The 19602-nt window shown below is 28.4% G+C and carries 18 protein-coding genes; 7 read left to right on the top strand and 11 right to left on the bottom strand.

Features of this window, described 5'->3' with window-relative positions:
* Positions 1–19: 19 nt before the first annotated feature.
* The 3 genes from fusA to rpsL all read right to left on the bottom strand — a co-directional run bounded on the left by fusA (position 20) and on the right by rpsL (position 3123).
* Entirely contained in the window at positions 20–2137 is a 2118-nt protein-coding gene (fusA, locus tag Q0731_RS07645) for an elongation factor G (protein ID WP_299062157.1), read from the bottom strand.
* A gap of 3 nt (positions 2138–2140) precedes the next feature.
* Positions 2141–2620 carry a 30S ribosomal protein S7 gene (gene rpsG, locus Q0731_RS07640; protein WP_299062154.1) on the bottom strand — a complete coding sequence of 160 codons (480 nt, stop codon included), beginning with the start codon at positions 2618–2620 and terminating at the stop codon, positions 2141–2143.
* A gap of 128 nt (positions 2621–2748) precedes the next feature.
* Positions 2749–3123 (bottom strand): 30S ribosomal protein S12, encoded by a 375-nt coding sequence (gene rpsL / locus Q0731_RS07635; RefSeq protein WP_018943587.1) that lies wholly within the window; start codon positions 3121–3123, stop codon positions 2749–2751.
* A gap of 202 nt (positions 3124–3325) precedes the next feature.
* Between rpsL and Q0731_RS07630 the strand changes: the two genes are divergently transcribed.
* The 3 genes from Q0731_RS07630 (at position 3326) to Q0731_RS07620 (ending at position 6802) form a co-directional block, all read left to right on the top strand.
* Positions 3326–4963 carry a ShlB/FhaC/HecB family hemolysin secretion/activation protein gene (locus tag Q0731_RS07630; protein WP_299062151.1) on the top strand — a complete coding sequence of 546 codons (1638 nt, stop codon included), beginning with the start codon at positions 3326–3328 and terminating at the stop codon, positions 4961–4963.
* 331 nt (positions 4964–5294) lie between these two features.
* Entirely contained in the window at positions 5295–6044 is a 750-nt protein-coding gene (gene rlmB, locus Q0731_RS07625; RefSeq protein WP_299062148.1) for a 23S rRNA (guanosine(2251)-2'-O)-methyltransferase RlmB, read from the top strand.
* A gap of 119 nt (positions 6045–6163) precedes the next feature.
* On the top strand, positions 6164–6802 hold the full coding sequence (locus tag Q0731_RS07620) for a peroxiredoxin (RefSeq protein ID WP_299062145.1): 639 nt from the start codon (positions 6164–6166) through the stop codon (positions 6800–6802).
* Between the two features lie 113 nt (positions 6803–6915).
* Here Q0731_RS07620 and Q0731_RS07615 read toward each other — a convergent pair whose 3' ends face one another.
* Complete coding sequence (locus Q0731_RS07615; RefSeq protein ID WP_299062142.1) at positions 6916–7611, bottom strand: rhomboid family intramembrane serine protease; 696 nt, start codon at positions 7609–7611, stop codon at positions 6916–6918.
* A 75-nt stretch (positions 7612–7686) separates the two neighbouring features.
* On the opposite strand from Q0731_RS07615, the gene Q0731_RS07610 reads away from it, so the two are divergent.
* A complete protein-coding gene (locus Q0731_RS07610; RefSeq protein ID WP_299062138.1) occupies positions 7687–8958 on the top strand; it encodes a replication-associated recombination protein A in 1272 nt (423 codons plus the stop codon).
* On the opposite strand, the gene Q0731_RS07605 is transcribed toward Q0731_RS07610, so the two are convergent.
* From Q0731_RS07605 to Q0731_RS07590, 4 genes are all read right to left on the bottom strand, one after another.
* Positions 8955–9743, bottom strand: coding sequence for a hypothetical protein (locus Q0731_RS07605; RefSeq protein WP_299062135.1), 789 nt, complete (start codon positions 9741–9743; stop codon positions 8955–8957). The genes Q0731_RS07610 and Q0731_RS07605 overlap by 4 nt on opposite strands.
* A gap of 1 nt (position 9744) precedes the next feature.
* A complete protein-coding gene (locus Q0731_RS07600) occupies positions 9745–11115 on the bottom strand; it encodes a DUF5723 family protein (RefSeq protein WP_299062133.1) in 1371 nt (456 codons plus the stop codon).
* 1 nt (position 11116) lies between these two features.
* Entirely contained in the window at positions 11117–11617 is a 501-nt protein-coding gene (locus tag Q0731_RS07595) for a hypothetical protein (RefSeq protein ID WP_299062130.1), read from the bottom strand.
* Between the two features lie 70 nt (positions 11618–11687).
* Entirely contained in the window at positions 11688–12374 is a 687-nt protein-coding gene (locus tag Q0731_RS07590; protein ID WP_299062127.1) for a YjjG family noncanonical pyrimidine nucleotidase, read from the bottom strand.
* 81 nt (positions 12375–12455) lie between these two features.
* On the opposite strand from Q0731_RS07590, the gene Q0731_RS07585 reads away from it, so the two are divergent.
* From Q0731_RS07585 to Q0731_RS07575, 3 genes are read left to right on the top strand one after another with little or no spacing between them, the layout of a single operon-like run.
* A complete protein-coding gene (locus Q0731_RS07585; protein ID WP_299062124.1) occupies positions 12456–13697 on the top strand; it encodes an oligosaccharide flippase family protein in 1242 nt (413 codons plus the stop codon).
* Positions 13698–13700: 3 nt separating this feature from the next.
* A complete protein-coding gene (locus Q0731_RS07580) occupies positions 13701–14813 on the top strand; it encodes a CapA family protein (RefSeq protein WP_299062121.1) in 1113 nt (370 codons plus the stop codon).
* Positions 14810–16396, top strand: a complete 1587-nt coding sequence (locus tag Q0731_RS07575) for an asparagine synthetase B family protein (protein ID WP_299062107.1) — start codon at positions 14810–14812, stop codon at positions 16394–16396. Before Q0731_RS07580 ends, Q0731_RS07575 begins: the two co-directional genes overlap by 4 nt.
* A gap of 130 nt (positions 16397–16526) precedes the next feature.
* Here the strand turns inward: Q0731_RS07575 and Q0731_RS07570 are convergent, their stop codons facing one another.
* The 3 genes from Q0731_RS07570 to radC all read right to left on the bottom strand — a co-directional run bounded on the left by Q0731_RS07570 (position 16527) and on the right by radC (position 19498).
* Positions 16527–17432 carry a hypothetical protein gene (locus tag Q0731_RS07570; protein WP_299062098.1) on the bottom strand — a complete coding sequence of 302 codons (906 nt, stop codon included), beginning with the start codon at positions 17430–17432 and terminating at the stop codon, positions 16527–16529.
* Positions 17432–18736 carry a polysaccharide deacetylase family protein gene (locus Q0731_RS07565; protein WP_299062096.1) on the bottom strand — a complete coding sequence of 435 codons (1305 nt, stop codon included), beginning with the start codon at positions 18734–18736 and terminating at the stop codon, positions 17432–17434. Before Q0731_RS07565 ends, Q0731_RS07570 begins: the two co-directional genes overlap by 1 nt.
* Before the next feature lie 75 nt (positions 18737–18811).
* Entirely contained in the window at positions 18812–19498 is a 687-nt protein-coding gene (gene radC, locus Q0731_RS07560; protein ID WP_299062094.1) for a DNA repair protein RadC, read from the bottom strand.
* Between the last annotated feature and the right edge of the window lie 104 nt (positions 19499–19602).

Here is a 19602-nt window from a genome sequence, read left to right as displayed (position 1 = left end):
CTTGTAATTATTAAGTAGATTATCCTTTAGATTTTGCGATTACGTCTTCAGATACATTAGAAGGCGTTTCTGCATAATGTGAAAATTCCATAGTAGAGGTTGCTCTACCAGAAGACATTGTTCTTAAAGCGGTTACATATCCAAACATTTCAGATAACGGAACAATTGCTTTTACAACTTTAGACCCAGCACGATCACTCATATCATTTACTTGACCTCTTCTTCTATTTAAATCTCCAACAATATCACCCATATTAGCTTCTGGAGTTAACACTTCTACCTTCATTAAAGGTTCCATGATTTTTGCTTTTGCAGATTTTGCAGAAGCTTTATAACCCATTCTTGCAGCTAATTCAAAAGATAGCGCATCAGAATCTACTGGGTGGAATGACCCATCCTTCAAAGTAACTTTCATTGAATCCATTTCGTAACCAGCTAAAGGACCGTTTTTCATAGCTTCTCTAAACCCTTTCTCTACAGAAGGAACAAATTCTCTAGGAACGTTACCACCTTTAATTACAGAATCGAATTGTAATCCTTGAACACCTTCATCTGCAGGGCCAATAGTAAATGCAATATCTGCAAATTTACCACGACCACCAGATTGCTTTTTATAAACCTCTCTATGATCTGTTGTAGCAGTAATTGCTTCTTTATATTCTACTTGAGGTTGACCTTGGTTTACCTCTACTTTAAACTCACGCTTTAAACGATCTACAAGTACATCTAAATGCAACTCACCCATTCCAGAAATAATTGTCTGTCCTGATGCTTCGTCTGAACGTACTGTAAAAGTAGGATCTTCTTCTGCTAACTTAGCAAGTCCAATACCTAACTTATCTACATCTGCTTTTGTTTTAGGCTCTACAGCAATACCAATTACTGGATCTGGAAAATCCATAGACTCTAATACAAGAGGAGATTTTTCAGCAGTTAAAGTATCACCTGTTTTAATAGATTTAAAACCTACAGCAGCACCAATATCACCAGCTTCTATATAATCAATTGCATTTTGCTTGTTTGCATGCATTTGATAGATACGTGAGATACGTTCTTTTTTACCAGAACGGTTATTTAAAACATAAGAACCAGCATCTAAACGACCAGAATAAGCTCTAAAAAACGCTAAACGACCAACAAAAGGGTCTGTAGCAATTTTAAATGCTAAAGCAGCAAAAGGCTCTTTTACATCTGGCTTACGTAATTCTTCCTCTTCAGTTTCAGGGTTTACACCAACAATACCTTCTTTATCCATAGGAGAAGGTAAATAACGACAAACAGCATCTAAAAGAAACTGAACACCTTTATTTTTAAATGCAGAACCACAAATCATAGGAATAATAGCCATATCCATTACAGCAGCTCTTAATGCAGCATGTACCTCATCTTCTGTAATAGAATTTTCATCTTCCATGAATTTCTCTAAAAGATTCTCATCATAACTTGCTACTTCTTCAATAAGATTCGCTCGTAATAATTTAGCCTCTTCTTTTAATTCTTCAGGAATATCAACAACATCAAATGTTGAACCCATCCCTTCTTCATGCCATATAATAGCTCTGTTTTTAACTAGATCTACAATACCTTTAAAGTTTTCTTCATCACCAATGTTTAAAACAATTGGCACTGCATTAGAACCTAACATTTCTTTAACTTGCCCACAAACCATCATAAAATCAGAACCTTGACGATCCATTTTATTTACGAAACCAATTCTTGGCACTTTATAGTTATCAGCAAGTCTCCAGTTAGTTTCAGATTGTGGCTCAACACCATCAACTGCACTAAACAAGAAAACTAAACCATCTAATACACGTAAAGATCTATTTACTTCTACAGTAAAATCTACGTGACCAGGTGTGTCAATAATATTAAAATGATAATCTTTTGTACCATCAACAGGCTTGCTATTCTCAGTTGGAAACTGCCAAGTACAAGTAGTTGCAGCAGAAGTAATTGTAATACCTCTTTCTTGCTCTTGCTCCATCCAGTCCATTGTAGCTGCACCATCATGCACTTCTCCAATTTTATGAGAAACACCTGTATAATACAATACACGCTCTGTTGTTGTGGTTTTCCCAGCATCAATATGTGCTGCAATCCCAATATTTCTTGTGAATTTTAAATCTCTAGCCATTTCTTAAAATCTAAAGTGAGAGAATGCTTTGTTAGCCTCTGCCATTTTGTGAGTATCTGTACGCTTCTTAACAGCAGCACCTTCTTCTTTAGCCGCAGCTAAAATTTCAGCAGCTAAACGCTGCGCCATTGTTTTTTCGTTTCTCTTACGAGTATACAAAATCATCCATTTGATAGCCATAGATACTTTACGATCTGGTCTAATTTGCATTGGAATTTGGAATGTTGCACCACCAACACGACGAGATCTTACTTCTACGTGAGGCATTACATTAGACAAACCATCTTTCCAGATTTCTAAAGCCGTTTTTTCTTCGCCTTCACCTTTTCTTTCTTCTACTAGATCTAAAGCGTCATAAAACACTTTAAATGCTACAGACTTCTTACCACTCCACATTAAGTTATTCACAAAACGTGTTACTAACTGATCGTTAAATTTTGGATCTGGTAATAAGACTCTTTTTTTTGCTGCTCTTTTTCTCATGTCTTCTTTTGAGTTTTTTAGTTATTAGTTGTTAGTTGTTAGTTTTTTAGCTCTTAGTTCTTAGTTTTTTTTTTACAAAACCTAAAACTTTAACCTTAAAACCTAAAACTTAAAACTTTAAACCTGTTTTACTTCTTTGGGCGTTTTGCACCATACTTTGAACGTCTTTGGGTTCTACCCTCAACACCTGCTGTATCTAATGCACCACGTACAACGTGATATTTAACACCTGGTAAATCTTTTACCCTTCCACCTCTAACTAATACTATCGAGTGCTCTTGTAAGTTATGTCCTTCACCTGGAATGTATGCGTTTATCTCATTACCATTTGTCAATCTAACTCTGGCAACTTTACGCATTGCTGAATTAGGTTTCTTTGGTGTTGTAGTATAAACACGAGTACAAACTCCACGTCTTTGAGGACAAGACGACAAAGCAGCCGATTTACTCTTCTTAGTTATTTTGGTTCTTCCTTTACGAACTAATTGTTGAATAGTTGGCATACTAAATTATTACTGTTTTTCGTTTATAATTAAACCTTTTCTCTTTTTTAAGAGTCCGCAAATGTACAATTATTTTCTAATTATTCAAGTATCAGCAAGTTATTTTTTGTAAATGATGAATTTTGTATTGATTTTTAGTTATTTATTTTACTTTTGAACCTAAATTTTTAGCAATTTGAACCCAAAAACAACTCATTATTTTTTGATAATTTTATGCTGGTTTTCTTTTGATGGACTTTTTGCTCAAGAAATCACATTAAAAATTATAGCAACAAATACTAATGAGAGTGAAATATTAAATGAAATTGATTACGTTAAAAACCACAAAGATTCCATTAGCTTATATGCTGAAATCTACAAAATATCTGATTACTTAAAAAACATTGGATATTTTACACATACTATTGATAGCATAAAAAATAGCAGCACAAATTATATTGGTTACTTTTCTTTGTCTGATAAAATTGAACATGCTATTATTAAGGTAGATTCTAATTCAGAAATTTATTTCGAAGACTTAAAATTAAAAGATAATTTTGTAACTATACCCATAGAAGCTTTACAAAATAGATTATCAACAATTTCTAAAAGATTAGACACAGAAGGTAAATCTTTCTCTAAGGTTCAATTAAAAGACATATCTATAAAAGGAAAAATTTTATACGGAAACTTAAAGATACTTCTATCTAAAAAAAGAATTATTAATAAGATTATTATTAAAGATTATGAGGATTTTCCTAAATCTTATTTAAAAAACTATTTCAATATAAGTTCACTTACTGTTTTTAATCAACAAAAAATTAAAGAAATATCTTTAGCTTCAAAAAGTTTGCAGTTTATTAAAGAAATCAAAGCTCCAGAAGTCTTATTTACAAAAGATTCTACCTTACTATATCTATATTTAAAAAAACAGCAAAATAATAGTTTTGATGGAATTGTAAATTTTACCACTAAAGAAAATGGAGATTTATTGTTTAACGGCAACATCAATTTAAAATTAAACAACATCTTAAATACAGGGGAAAAGTTTGAGCTGTTTTGGAATAGTATTGGAGAAGAACGACAAGAGTTTAAAGTGTCAACAAATATTCCTTACATATTTAACTCAAAATTTAGCCCAGAAATATCCTTTTCTATTTACAAGCAAGATTCTACTTTTTTAAACACAAAATTTGATTCCAAATTATTTTATAACATCAACCCAAAAACAAAGCTTGCAATTACATATACCTCTGAATCTTCTGAAAACTTAATAGCAAACATCAACAATAATATTGAAACATTTAGCAACTCCTTTTTAGGTTTTCAATTTCAATATAACATTGCTAAAAACGATTATTTTTTTAATGATAAATTCAATTTAGAAATTAATCCTTCTATTGGAAAAAGAACAACAAATAACAACACATTAAATCAGTTTAAAATTGAAGCATCAACTTCTTATATTTGGGATGTTAGTTTAAGAAGTAGCATTTTCTTTAAAAATGAAACAGGTTATTTAAATTCTGATTCATTTATTGAAAATGAACTTTTTAGAATTGGTGGAGCAAATAGTATTAGAGGATTTAATGAGCAAAGTATCTTTACAAATAACTACACCTACTTTAATGTAGAGTTCAGATATTTAACATCAGAAAAATCTTATTTATACACAATTACAGATATTGGAAGAGCTGATATCAACTCTAAAAACAATAATTTATTAGGTGTTGGTTTAGGGTATTTATTTAGCACTAAAAATTCACAAATAAATATTGGGCTTGTTTTAGGGAACGTTAATAGCAACCAAACTTCTATTAGTGATACTAAGTTTATTATTAATTGGACGAATTTCTTTTAGAATTATTCTTAAAAAATAATGTAGTATAACTTACTGATTTTTATAGATTTTTACACTTCTATATTATTAATTCTAATTAACCTTCTAACTTCGTAGCTCAATTAAAAGTATAAAAAAAGTCTTCGACAAGCTCAGACTGACATTACATTATTATAATTGTGTTTCTTTAGAATAAAAAAACAGCTTCTTTTACTTAAAAAATTGATAGTAACTGGCTTTTGTTAATTGTAGCCTAACTATTTCTTATTAGATTAAAAAATCAACCATAAAAAAAGGCTTTCTTAATTTATATAGTCTTTTTTATAACCTCATTTTAATATACATTTGCAGTATGACAACAGAAACAGCAGAAACAACGAATATTTTTGGAATTAGAGCAATTATTGAAGCCATAGAAAGTGGCTCTACCATTAATAAAGTATATTTACAAAAAGGATTGAGAGGCGAATTATTTTATGAATTAAATAAATTGATAAAATCGCATAATCTTACGACAAGTATGGTTCCTGTAGAAAAATTAGATCGTTTGTCTAAAAAAAGTAATCATCAAGGTGCTGTTGCTCAAATATCTCCTGTAGAATTTCATGATTTAGAAACGCTAATTGAAAAAACAGTAGAAAGTGGCAAAACACCTTTGTTTTTACTTTTAGACCAATTGTCTGATGTGAGAAATTTTGGGGCAATTATTAGAACTGCAGAATGCACAGGTGTAAATGGAATTATTATTCAAAAAAACGGGAGTGCTCCTGTAAATGCTGAAACGATAAAAACATCTGCAGGTGCTGCTTTTAAAATTCCTATTTGTAAAGTAGATCATATTAAAGACGCCTTATTTTTACTACAAGGTTCTAATATTAAAATAGTAGCAGCTACAGAAAAAACAGAAGATTCTGTTTATGATATTGATTTAAACCAACCCATAGCAATTGTAATGGGTTCTGAACATAGAGGTGTAAACCCTTCTATTTTAAAAATGGTAGATTATAAAGCAAAATTACCTTTATTAGGCGAAATTGCCTCCTTAAATGTATCTGTTGCTTGTGGTGCTTTTTTGTATGAAACTCTTAGACAACGCTTGTAATTTGTATAAATAAAATCTAATTTATTTTTAACATCAATTTTAGAATATTCAATAAGTAGCACTCTGTTTTTTTTGTAATTTTACCTAAATAAATTTATTAATATTTTAAACAAAAAAAAATGAGCGTTATTAGATTAGGTGATGTTGCACCAAACTTTATAGCACAAACTTCATTAGGAGAAATAAATTTTCATGAATGGTTAGGAGATAGTTGGGGAATCTTATTTTCTCATCCTGCAGATTATACACCTGTTTGTACAACAGAATTAGGAACAGTTGCAAAATACAAGGCTGAATTTGAGAAAAGAAATGTAAAAACAATCGCTTTAAGTGTAGATGGTGTTCCTTCTCACCAAGGTTGGATTAAAGATATAAATGAAACTCAAAATACTTCTGTAGATTTTCCTATTATTGCTGATGAAGACAAAAAAGTATCAAACTTATATGATATGATTCATCCAAATGCAGATAACAATTTAACGGTTAGATCTGTATTTATTATTGATCCTGATAAAAAGGTAAAATTAATTATTGTATATCCTGCTTCTACAGGTAGAAATTTTGATGAATTAGTAAGAGTTATAGACTCTTTACAATTAACAGCTTACCATAAAGTAGCAACACCAGCCAACTGGAAAAAAGGTGAAGATTGTGTAATTTCTCCAGCAGTTAGTAATGAACAAATTCCTGATTTGTTTCCAAAAGGACATAAAGAAGTGAAACCTTATTTAAGGATGACACCTCAACCAAACTTGTAAATCAAAGTTTATTATGATTAGATAAAAAAAGACAAAACCACTTTGTTTCAATAACCATGAAGCAAGACTTTATGCTGATTATCTGATAAAAAAGCACTTTAAAAGGACATCATTTAGATGTCCTTTTTTATTTCCATTGCTTTAGAATCTTCTAATTCTTCAACTTCAATTGGTGGAGAAAAATTTCCATTTTCATCAAACATAGCATCAAATTCTGTTTCAATAAATTGATGTTCTTCTTTTACCATTCCTATTTTTCGGTAAACAATTGCAAAAACAAGACCTACTAAAAAGCCTGATAAATGTCCTTCCCAAGAAACACCTTCTTTTATTGGTAACACATACCAAACCATACTTCCGTAAAGAAAAATAATAATTAAAGACAACGCTACCAATCTAAAATGTTTTTTTATAATTCCGCTAAAAAACACAAAGCTGAATAATAAATACACAATGCCACTTGCACCAATATGATAGGATTCTCTTGCAATACACCAAGTTAAAAACCCTGTAAAAAAGCCCCCAAAAAATAAAACTCTGTAAGCAACATCTCTATAAAAATAAATTAAACTACTTAAAAGAACAAACAAAGGAATGGAATTGTTAAAAAGATGGCTTGTATCTCCATGAATAAAATGAGTTAAGAAAACTCCTCTAAAACCTTGCAGAGTTCTTGGAAAAACCCCGAATTTATTAAAATTAAAATTAAACGTTATTTCAACCCAATAAATAAACCATATTGCAAATACATATACAAATGGTATTAGAAAAATTGACTTCGATATTTTTAATTGGCTTTCATCATTCATCAAAATAAAAATACAAAAAACGAACCAAATACTTTTTTTACATTTTTTGACAGAAATCTTTATTATTTTTACTGAATGAATGAACCTTTGGCAGAACGAATTAGACCTAAAACGTTAAACGATTATATAAGTCAGCAACATTTGGTGGGTAAAAATGGAGTTTTAACCAACCTAATAAAAAAAGGAATTATTCCGTCTTTACTATTATGGGGACCTCCAGGAATTGGTAAAACCACTTTGGCAAATATTATTGCAACAGAATCTGGCAGACCTTTTTACACGTTAAGTGCAATAAGTTCTGGCGTAAAAGAGGTTAGAGAAATTATAGAAAAAGCAAAAAAAGGAGGTGGCTTGTTTACTGCAAAAAACCCTATTTTATTTATTGATGAAATTCATCGATTTAGTAAATCGCAACAAGATTCTTTGTTAGGTGCTGTAGAAAAAGGTTGGGTTACCTTAATTGGTGCCACTACAGAAAACCCAAGTTTTGAAGTAATACCTGCCCTACTATCTCGTTGCCAAGTATATATTTTAAATTCTTTTGATAAAAATGATTTGATTGCTTTATTACACAGAGCAATGGAAAAAGACGCCCTTTTATCAACCAAAAAAATAACCTTAAAAGAAACAGATGCATTGTTACAAGTTTCTGGTGGTGATGCCAGAAAATTGTTAAATATTTTTGAATTGTTAGTTTCTGCTGATGATGAAATTGAAATTACCAACAAATTAGTTTTAGAAAAGGTTCAGAAAAACACAGTTAGATATGATAAAACTGGCGAACAACATTATGATATTATTTCTGCTTTTATAAAATCTATTAGAGGTAGTGATCCTAATGCAGCAGTTTATTGGCTGGCAAGAATGATTGAAGGTGGAGAAGATGTAAAATTTATTGCAAGAAGATTGTTAATTTTAGCCTCTGAAGATGTTGGCAATGCAAACCCAACTGCTTTAATTTTGGCAAACAATACTTTTCACGCAGTTAGTGTAATTGGCAATCCTGAATCTCGAATTATTTTAAGTCAGTGTGCTGTTTATTTGGCAAATTCGCCAAAAAGCAATGCTTCTTATTTGGCAATTGATACTGCTTTAAATTTGGTTAAAACAACTGGAGACTTATCAATTCCGTTACATTTAAGAAATGCACCCACAAAATTAATGAAAGATTTAGATTATGGTAAAGATTACAAATACTCGCATAATTTCCCTAACAATTTTGCTGAACAAGAGTTTTTACCTGATGAAATTTCTGGTACAAAATTATATGAACCAGGAAACAATGCCAGAGAAAATAATTTTAGAGAAACTTTAAAAACCAGATGGAAAAATAGGTACGATTATTAAAATTTTATCGTGTATTTTTTTATAACAAACTCATTGTTCTCATAATACTCAGCAACCCAAACTTTCTCCTTTTTATATAAGATTCCATTTTTATCTTTTAAAATAAAAACATCATTCACATTTGTATTTAAAACTTGAAAAATAATTGTTGGTATTGTATCTACAATTTGAAAACCTGTTGAGTTTTTTTGAGCATAAAGCGTTTCTATACTATTAGAAAGTTTTGTAGTTTCTATTAACATTCCAATTTCTAAAGAATTGACTACTTTAATTTCTTTTGTAGCGTTTTCTGAAACAACTTCTTTTATTGGTAAAGTTATTGTTGGTTTTGTAGTTAAGTCTTTATCAGCAATATATTTATAATCCAAATTCTTCATAGAAGCATAAGCTTTTCTAATAGCCTCATGATAAGATTTTTTGTATTCTTTTTGCTTACTTGTTCCTACTTCTGAAGTATAAATAGTTTTATTATAACAATCTTTTAATTCTATGATACTTTTTATAGTAAAGATGCTAGATTTATCAATAACACTTGCCTTTAAAGCCAAACAATTGTTAACCAAAAGTTCTTTTGGTAAAGATGTATCGTTACTTAAAAAAACAACAAAACCCTTTTTTTCTAATAAAAATTTTAAGAGTGAACTAGTTTGATATTGATCTGAAGTTTTTAAAAAATCAAATTTATCAGGTACAATTACATATTTATAGCTATTGATATTTTTTTGTTGACTAAATGATACTAAGGTTACAAAAAACAATAAAACAAATACTTTATTTTTGTTCATTTTAATTGAATATTACGTTGACACCTACTTGGAAAGACACATTATTTGAAGCTGCAATATCTGCAAATTGCGCTATATTATCTACCATTCCGTATAAATTTATAGCTCCTAATTGAGCAGATAAACCAGCTCCGATATTGTAAAAAGAATACTCATCTAAAGTATAGGTAAACTTTGCATGGAATTTTTTTGAAAATGCTCTTTCATAAAAACCTGTTAAAGCTAACTGAGGTCCTAAAGGTCTAAACACAGAAAACAATTGTACACCTAAAGCATTAGCATAAAAATCTTTGTGAGTATTTCTATAACACTCCAAACTCCTTCTTTCTCCATAACTATATTTTAAAGAAGCATTTACTTTGGTGGGTCTCCAAGAAATATAAGAATCACTATTATCTCCACTAGGAAGCTGTCTTTTAAAATTTTCTTCAAATTCATCCCAGTAATTTGTAAAATCATTCTCATCAAACGTAGTTTCTACACCTTCAAAAACATAGCTTCCTTTAGCTGTAGCAGTTTTAACATTATTTTTATGATTTACAAAACCAAAATCTACAATACTACCTGTAAATTCTAGTTGTTTTGATGAGTGATATGTAAAACCAATATCTAAACCAACACCTAAATTTGAGCCAAAAAAGGTATTCCCTAAATAAGTCTCTGGGGTATCAATATATTCATTATCGTCTCCAACAATTCCAGAGGTTCTAAAATTAAGATCTACATTATCTAAGTTATGATTGTAAATATTATTTGTTCCTTCTGTAGTTGTAAAAGTTCCTGTATTTCTAGAGCTTTCTAAATTAGCAGCAGATGAGTAAATTTTAAATCGTCCACCAATTGTTAATTTTTCATTTATTTCTCTAGAAGCTCCAAAATGCAAAACACCTAATACATCTACTTTATAAACTATTTGAGAAAAATTAAAACTTCTGTTTAAAAATGCAGAATTCCCATCAGTTATTAGTTTTACTGGATCTTTAGGAAAATAAGAAAAAGCATCTACTTCTTCATAAAAACCAAAACTAAAATAATTTTTATCAACCCTAAAACCTGCATTTATAACCTCTATCTGGGTATTAATTTTTATATGATCTTTTGTAGTTAAACCACTTAAAACCCGTGTAACTTTATCTTGAACAGGAATATTATCTATAGTAAAGATATCTGACACAGTAAACCCAGTTGAACCTATTTCTAATGAAAGACCAGATAACATTGGCACACCAACATGAAATTTATAATTAGTTTCTGCACCAGGGTTTAGTAATAACGTTTGTGGTAGTTCTGCAAAATCATATAAAACTTGTTTATTTTGGGAGTAGGATATTATTCCAAAAAAGACGAAAAGAAGCGTGATTATTTTTTTCATATTATGCACCTAATTCTAAAAAGACTTTTAAAGAAGATTTAAATTGGAATTCAGTTGTATCATTAACATCTATTGCCCTAGCAGAAGAATCTGTTACTCTAACCCTAACTTTAGTTGCATCTTTAACATTAAAATTATCTTCAATTAAAATTTCTTCTGAAGGATGAACATAGTTTAAATCATTTGCAGGTATTGCAAATCTATTAATTGTATAAGTTACTTCTCCTTCTTCATTTAACAGATCTATTTGTGCTCCAAAACTTCTATCAAATTCGTTTTTTATTTCTACATCTATAACAATTTTTACTACATTACCTCTTAAGGTATTGTCTTCAAAAGCTCTAAAATCTGCAATATCTTCTATAAATGGTTGCTGAATATTAGCGCCATTAAAAAATTTATTGGGTAAAACAGTAAAATAAATTAAAGGCGATACAATTTCTGGGGTAAGTGTATAGTCTTCTATTTGCTTAAAGTCTATATCTCCGTAACAAGAAACCATAGAAAAAAAACAAATAAACCAGACAACTATTTTTTTTAAGAACATTTCTAAATGCATTAATTTGAGAACGTTAAAGATATTGTTTTATTTCTAAAAGAGACGTAATTGAAGGAAAATCGTTCGCTTTTAAAATCTCTTTTCTAAAATTACAATGTATAGCTTGCATGCCAATATTTAAAGCACCTTTTACATCTGCTTCAACACTATCTCCAATCATAATTGATTTTTCTTTGCTAGCACTTGCAATATCTAAAGCAAAAAGAAACACTTTTGGATGTGGTTTTTTTAAATTTACAGATTCTGAAGTAACAATGGTTTCAAAATAATGATAAATTTTAGAGTTGATCATTTTTTTACTTTGAATCTCCTCAAAACCATTGGTTATAACATGCAACTTATATTTGGTCTGTAAATAATTTAAAACCTCTAGTGCATTGTCAAAAAGATGATTAAAATCTGCCAAAAAATTTATATATTCTTGAGCTATTTGTGCTATTATTTCATCAGAAATTGAGTAATTAATAGCTTCAAAAGCTTTTTTTAACCTTTGATATCTTAACTCTTGTTTTGTGATTTTATCTTCTCTAAAAAGTTTCCAATATTGAAAATTAATAGGTTTGTAAGCTGCTAAAAAAGCATCTAAATTTGTATCGATATCAATCTTTTTAAAAACTTTTTGAAAGGTTAAGTCAGAATTTTTCTCAAAATCCCATAAAGTATGATCTAAATCAAAAAAGACGTGTTCTATCTGTTTCATTTCCGCTATATTTGAAAACCTATTAAAGCTAGTAATATGCAACTATTTTCTTTTTTAAAAAAAGAGTTTGTTAAAAATGTTTTGACATTAATAACAGGTTCTGCTTTAAGCCAAATAGTTATTTATGCATCTATTTTACTGCTTACAAGACTTTTTTCTACAGAGGTTTTTGGTATTTATATGTTGTTTACATCTTCTGTATTCGTTTTAAAACCTATTATTTCTTTACAATTTGAAGTAGCCATTGTTTTACCTAAAAAGGATGAAGATGCTGTGAATGTTTTTGCTTTATCATTAGTAGTTGTTTTATTAACTAGTATACTTTCATTACTAATCATACTCATTTTTAAAAACCAAATTTTAGCGTTCTTTGAAATTCAGAAACTCTCATTTTTTATTTATTTAATTCCCTTAAGCAATTTATTTCTTGGTTGTATTACCACTTTAGAATATTGGAACAATAGAGCTAAAAAATTTAAAAATATTGCTAATGGAAATATTACAAAAGCGTCTGTTATGAGTGCTAGCCAGATTGCATTTGGTGCTAGCTCTTTTAATTATTTAGGTTTAATTCCTGGAATGATTGTAGGTCAATTAACACAAATTCTATTTCTAATAAAAAAATCATCCACGGCTATTTACAGACTTAAAAATGAAATTTCTTTGAATAAAATGCTTCTTTTAACTAAGAAATATAAAGACATACCTCTTTTTAATACTTTAATTAACTTTTTAAATACCCTTTCTAATGAAATTCCTGTACTATTAATTACCAAATACTTTGGCCTTTCTTTAGCTGGTATTTATGGCTTGGCAATTAAAGTTGGTAAAGCTCCTAGTGGAATTGTACAGAGTTCTGTAAGTCAAGTGTTTTTTAATAAAGCCACAGAAGTTTATAATAAGCAAGAAAACTTATACCAAATTGTTAAAAAAACTTGTTTTAATTTACTCAAAATTTCTTTACTTATTTTTATTCCTTTATTCTTTCTATCTTATTTTTTAGATATAGTTTTTGGAAAACAATGGACAGATGTTGGCACGTATTTAAGGATTTTAATTCCTTGGTTATTTATGATGTTTTTAAGCTCACCCATTACTAGTTTAATTGTTATTTTAAACAAACAAAAAGTGATTCTTTTTTATGATATCTTTCTTTTAATTTTTCGCTTTTTAGCATTTTATATCGGTTATTATTTTTACAATGATATTATTATTTCACTCGTTTTATTTTCAGGAATTGGTGTCGTTTTTAATATCTTTATTCTTATTTACTTTTTCAAAATTTCTAAAACTGAAAATAAGTACAGAAATGCTTATAAATAATTTATGATTTTAACTTTTACTGGAGATATATGTATAACTGGCTCTTTTGAAGAAAAGATAAAATCAAATGCTACAATTTTTTCTGATGAGATTGCTGATGAATTGTTAAAATCTGATTTTGTTGTAGGCAACTTAGAAGGCCCTACAACAAATATTAATACCATTTTTAACAAAAGCACACCACTTAAAAGCCCTGTAAAAACCATCAACTATTTACACAAAAAAAATATTTCAGTATTTAACTTAGCCAACAATCACATATTAGATTATGGCGATTTAGGCTTAAAAGATACTTTATCGGAAATTAAAAATGAAAAATGCAGCTATTTTGGAGCAGATGTATCAAAAGAAAAAGCAATTACTCCATTAATTATAAAAAAAGATTCCATTTCAATAGCTTTATTTGGAATCGCTAAATGCAACCCTACAAAAATTAATAATGGGCAACTTTTTAATGCTGATGAATTTTCTAGGCTAAAAAAACAAGTACATATTTACAAGAATAAAGTCGATTTTATCATTGTAAATTTTCATGGAGGAGAAGAATATAGCTTATACCCTTCACCTGTTAAAAGAAAGTTTTTAAAAAAAATTGCAGCATTAAAAAACGTTAGCTGTGTAATTGCTCATCACTCTCACACACTTCAAGGCTATGAAAAGTATAAAAATACTTTTATTTTTTATTCTTTAGGTAATTTTATTTTTGACTTACAAAACCATAAACCCCATAAAGGTACTGATCATAGTGCTTTGTTAAAATTACATTTTACAAAGCAAAACTTTACTTTTAGTTTTGTTCCTTTTATTATAAATAAAGGAAAAATTGATTCGGTTGATTTCGAAAAATTTGCAAAAAAAATAAATCAATTATCTGACTTTTCAAATTATAAAAAGAAATGGCAAAAAGAAGCCTACAGAATTCTATTTAGAAAAGAAAACCCTAAATTAGTGGAGTTTAGAGACAATAAAGAATATTTACAAAACAAATCTTTTATCAAAATTCTATTATCAAAAAAATTTTACAGTAAAGTTTATGCAATTTTAAAAGACAATTATATGTTTTCTTTATATGCTAATGCACTAATTTTTAGAATAAAAAAGAAGTTTACTTCATGAACATTACCTTAAACAATAATCTTGGTTTTTCTTGGTCTAAAACCGATACAATCTCTTTTAAGGGATATTTTTATATAAAAAATGATTTTTATGAAAAACAGAAAGCCATAGATTATCTTTCAAAAATAAAAACCAAGACAAATTTTAAAGATTTTTTAAAAACGATAAATGGTGTTTTTACAATCATCATAAATACTGAAAAAAACAGTTTTATTGCTTCAGATATTACAAGGTCTTTTGCTGTATTTTATACTTTACAAAATAATGAATTGTTTTTAAGTGATGATATCTTTTATTTAAAAAACACCTTTAATCTTAATAATTTTGATGCCCTTTCAGAAATTGAATTCAAGGCAACAAATCATACTCATGGTAAAAAAACATTATTACAAAAGGTACATCAAGTACAAGCAAGTGAATATTTAATTGTTAAAAATGATACAATAATTGAACGTGATTTTTTCTATACTTATGCTATTGAAAAAGAGAGTTCAAACCCATATTCAATGCTAAAAGAAAAAGCAACTATTGCTTTTGAAAACGCATTTGGTAGATTTGTAGAATCATTGAATAATAGAACAATTGTTGTGCCTTTAAGTGGTGGTTTTGACTCAAGATTAATTGCTGTAATGCTAAAAAAGCACAACTATAAAAATGTAGTTTGTTATACTTATGGTAGAAAAAATAGTTTTGAAATTGAGAATTCAAAAAAAACAGCAAAAGCTTTAGGTTTTCAATGGTTTTTTATTGAGTATAATTCTAAAATAATTAAAAATTACCTAGAAACAGATGCGTTTAAAAAATATGCTCATTTTGCAGGTAAATTATCTTCAATGCCCTATTTACAAGAATATTTTGCTGTAAAGTATTTAAAAGAAAACAAACTGATTGCTCTAAATTCTATTTTTGTACCTGGTTATGCAGGAGATTTCTTAGGTGGAAGTCAGTTTTTAAAAGTAATTCCTGAAGGTTTAAAGAAAACAAAAATTATAAGTTTACTTATTTCTAAAAAATTTTCTAACCATCAACTTTCTAAATCAGCTAAAAAAGTCATCAAACAAGAAATTGAAAAAACATTAATTCAAATTGATGGCAATTATAAAAGAAAAATACCTTCCTCTGTTTTTGAAGATTATGATCTAAAAGAAAAAATTGCAAAATACATTTTTAATTCTGCTAACTTTTATACTTATTTTGGGTTTGAACACCGATTTCCTTTTTGGGATAAAGAACTGTTGGATTTCTTTAAAAAAGTACCAGTTAAATATAAATTAATGAAAATTCTTTTTGACGATGTGTTAATCAATAATTATTTTAAACCCTATAATGTATGCTTTAAAACAGAAATACAACCCTCAGAAAAAATAATTTACATTCAAAAAATAAAAGATAAAATAAAACCTATTTTACCAACTTATGTAAAACAGAAAATATTAGAAAAAAATGATTGGCATTATTACAAAGCTATTACAAATCAAATGCTAAATTGGCTAAAATTGAAAGGGGTAAAAGTACAGCGATTATCAAAAAACTATAACGAAGTAATAACGCAATGGTATTTATATTTTTCTAAAAAAGAATAAAATTAATACTTTAAAAACAAAAAAACAAAGTACTATTATTTATACTTTTAGCGAACATTAAAAAGTAGAAAAAACATTTGCAAAGAAGATTTTAAAGCTAATTTTTAAAAAAAATAAGAGTATAATAATTCTACTTTTTCATCAACTTTAATAAAAAAGGTAATTTATTATATTTTAAATACTGATATTTTACTGTAGATGCTCCAAAACTTATAAAGTATTTAGCAATAGTTACCATAGAAGAACCTCCAAAATTAAACACATCAAAATTGTTTTCATACTTATAAATTGCTCTATCAATTAAAAAAGTATTTGCTCCGTTTTTTCTGTTTTTAAAATCTGTTGATGATACTAAAATCGTTACCTTTTTCTGATATTTTAGAAAAAAACCAGAAGCCACTAAATTGTTTTCACTATCGTAAACAGAAAGTACTTCTCCTACCTTTTTTTCAATACACTTTTCTAATAATTTCAATAAACTAACATAATCTTTTTCAATGATACCTGGAGTTCGTTTACCAACATTGTTTTTAAATAAATTAATTAATTTCTTTGGATTGTCATTCCATTTTTCAATTAAATCTAATTTTATGGCTTTAGCAACATCTTTTCTTCTATCTTTTCTATAGTTAGCAAAAATAGCCTCATAAGGTCTTTTTAAATCTAGCTCTTGTAATTGTCTTTCTTTTTCATAAGCGTTAAACATAGAAAAAGAGTTATTTGTATTTGTTCTAGTTTCTACAAATTTAAACTCACTAAATAAGGCTATTAAAAATTCGTTTTCATCAACAATATCAACAGAAAATATACCTAATTGAATTAACCAAAAAGGAGGATATACATACTTTATAAAATATTTCTGTTTCCATGGAATTGGCATTACAGCTTCATAATCATCTAAAACCAAAACATCCCAATTGTCTGCAGCAATATCTAAATACCAAGAAAATGCATAGACGCTAGATTGTAAAGAGTTTTCTATACAAGCATCATATTTAAGAACATCTAAATCTTTTCTTTTAACGTAGTTAATCATTATGAAATTGCTATTTTAATCATAGATTCATACAATCTTTTCCAGCCTTTCCATCGTAAATAATCACTTAAAGCTTCATTATGAAATAATGTTATAAAAGTACCATTTACTGCTTTTACTTCATTTTTCAAATCTCTAATTCTTCCTAAAGATTGTCTTGGAGTCAATTTCATATAATCATTTAAAGTAGTATCCATCAAAGCAAAAGGAAACACTTTTAAAGGTGTTTGAATTTCGAAATCTAAATCATAAAAATAAAATGGTGTACAAGTACTTGCTCTAAAACCAACAGTACTTGCATACCCCATAGAATAATCTTCTTCTACTTCTAAATCGATTAAATTTTGATAGGTTTCTGGCAAACTAAATCTTAAATAATGTTGCCTAGATCTTTGAATTGGCATGTTAATAATACCCTCTAACCGCTCTTTTTCTTTTTTTAATAAAGCTGCGTTGTGCATCGTAAAATAAGAGGGATGCAAACCCACTCTTGCATAATCTACCATTTCTTTGATTAACAATCTAAACTTGGTTTTAGAAGCAGAAACATTGGTATCAAAAGTGGTATAATCTCCAATTAAAAAAAAGAAAATAGTTTTAACATCTTGTTGTTTTTTAGCTTTTAAAATTCTTTGAAAAGTATCAAAAGGATCATTAATAATGTTAAAGGTTACAGCAAAGCGATTCCAAACATTTAAAATTTTAAAGTGTAGGATATCATTAAAAAAACCTCCAACGCTTCTCACTAAACTTTTATACTTGTATGCATAGGCGTTGTCAATATCTATCGTAGAAATAAATTCATAGGCACGTTCTTGATATCCATAATCTGGGAATTTTTCTTTTAAAACGTCTAAAAATTTATAGATCCAAATATCAACTACTGGTTTTTCTAAAAAACGATGTTTAAACGCTAAACTTTGTTCTGCAGTATAACGCCCATGAATGTCTTTTACATGTGGTAAATATTCTTCATACCTTGTAATTAAATAAAAACTTGCTGCAAAAATATCATAAGGAATGGTAGACTTTGAACCCGTTTTAAAAAAACAAGGCACATCATCCCATTTTTGGACAGAAATTTCCATATCATTAACACCTTGCTCAAACAATAAATCGTTGCTTTTTACAAAAAACTCATTTCCTAAAGGTGTTTTTGTATAAGTCATTTTAGGACCATTATGTGCTACAAATTCTTCTACTTTAGAAGTAAAATCAACAGGAATCGATAACGTTCTTGTAAATATATGCTTAAAAATATAGCGAATTCTAGGGGTAATTGAATGTGTATAAACGAGTATCATTATTTGTTTAGTGGCAGTATTTAGTAGCAGTACTCAGTCAGCACCTCACTGAAAACTGCTACTGAATACTGAAGACTATAAAAGGCCTTCGTCTGCAAAGCTAAAATACGATTTTTCAGTAATTATTAAATGATCTAGCAATTTTATATCTAAAGTATTGCCTGCTTGTTTAATTTTTTGAGTTAGTTGCTTGTCTGCATTACTAGGTAACAATTTTCCTGAAGGATGATTATGACAAACAATAAGCCCCACAGAAACTAATTCTAATGCTCTTTTAAACAACACTCTTACATCTACAACAGTTGCTGTTAAACCACCTTTACTTATTTGAGTTTTTGCTAAAACTTTGTTAGAATTATTTAAAAAAAGTACCCAAAATTCTTCATGTTCTAAATCGCCAATTACAGGTTGCATCATTTTAAAGCCATCTTTACTACAGGTAATTTTTTGTTTTTCTAAAGCAAGTTCTATTTGGCGTCTTTTACCAATTTCTAGAGCTGTAATTATTGCAATTGCTTTTGCTTCACCAATTCCTTTAAAAGTAGTTAATTTTTCTACGGATAACTTTGCAAGTTCATTAATATTACCAGCTACAGATTGTAATATTCTTTTAGATAATGCTACTGCACTTTCTTTTCTATTGCCAGAACCTATTAAAATTGCTATTAACTCTGCATCAGAAAGTGATCCTTTTCCTTTTGCTAATAGTTTTTCTCTTGGCCTATCATCTAAAGCCCAAGATTTTATAGTTAACTTTTCCATTTTGTTTTTCTATAAAAATACAAAAATCATTTAAAGAGATTGAAAACTATATTTTATTTGCATTTGCTGCAAAACTCTTTATATATTTGTAAGCTATTACCTAT

The sequence above is a fragment of the uncultured Polaribacter sp. genome (assembly GCF_947497695.1).
Taxonomy (GTDB): Bacteria; Bacteroidota; Bacteroidia; order Flavobacteriales; family Flavobacteriaceae; genus Polaribacter.
The sequence above is the reverse complement of the archived record's forward strand: the minus strand, read 5'-3'. Positions and strand labels throughout refer to the sequence as shown.

Bases quoted from the DNA above. Each gene is read 5' to 3' on its own strand.
- Q0731_RS07590 (WP_299062127.1), bottom strand. From the start codon at position 12,374: ATGAAACAGATAGAACACGTCTTTTTTGATTTAGATCATACTTTATGG.
- Q0731_RS07595 (WP_299062130.1), bottom strand. From the start codon at position 11,617: ATGGTTTCTTGTTACGGAGATATAGACTTTAAGCAAATAGAAGACTAT.
- rpsL (WP_018943587.1), bottom strand. From the start codon at position 3,123: ATGCCAACTATTCAACAATTAGTTCGTAAAGGAAGAACCAAAATAACT.
- rpsG (WP_299062154.1), bottom strand. From the start codon at position 2,620: ATGAGAAAAAGAGCAGCAAAAAAAAGAGTCTTATTACCAGATCCAAAA.
- Q0731_RS07575 (WP_299062107.1), top strand. From the start codon at position 14,810: ATGAACATTACCTTAAACAATAATCTTGGTTTTTCTTGGTCTAAAACC.
- Q0731_RS07580 (WP_299062121.1), top strand. From the start codon at position 13,701: ATGATTTTAACTTTTACTGGAGATATATGTATAACTGGCTCTTTTGAA.
- Q0731_RS07620 (WP_299062145.1), top strand. From the start codon at position 6,164: ATGAGCGTTATTAGATTAGGTGATGTTGCACCAAACTTTATAGCACAA.
- Q0731_RS07565 (WP_299062096.1), bottom strand. From the start codon at position 18,736: ATGATACTCGTTTATACACATTCAATTACCCCTAGAATTCGCTATATT.
- Q0731_RS07605 (WP_299062135.1), bottom strand. From the start codon at position 9,743: ATGAACAAAAATAAAGTATTTGTTTTATTGTTTTTTGTAACCTTAGTA.
- rlmB (WP_299062148.1), top strand. From the start codon at position 5,295: ATGACAACAGAAACAGCAGAAACAACGAATATTTTTGGAATTAGAGCA.
- Q0731_RS07610 (WP_299062138.1), top strand. From the start codon at position 7,687: ATGAATGAACCTTTGGCAGAACGAATTAGACCTAAAACGTTAAACGAT.
- fusA (WP_299062157.1), bottom strand. From the start codon at position 2,137: ATGGCTAGAGATTTAAAATTCACAAGAAATATTGGGATTGCAGCACAT.
- radC (WP_299062094.1), bottom strand. From the start codon at position 19,498: ATGGAAAAGTTAACTATAAAATCTTGGGCTTTAGATGATAGGCCAAGA.
- Q0731_RS07570 (WP_299062098.1), bottom strand. From the start codon at position 17,432: ATGATTAACTACGTTAAAAGAAAAGATTTAGATGTTCTTAAATATGAT.
- Q0731_RS07600 (WP_299062133.1), bottom strand. From the start codon at position 11,115: ATGAAAAAAATAATCACGCTTCTTTTCGTCTTTTTTGGAATAATATCC.
- Q0731_RS07615 (WP_299062142.1), bottom strand. From the start codon at position 7,611: ATGAATGATGAAAGCCAATTAAAAATATCGAAGTCAATTTTTCTAATA.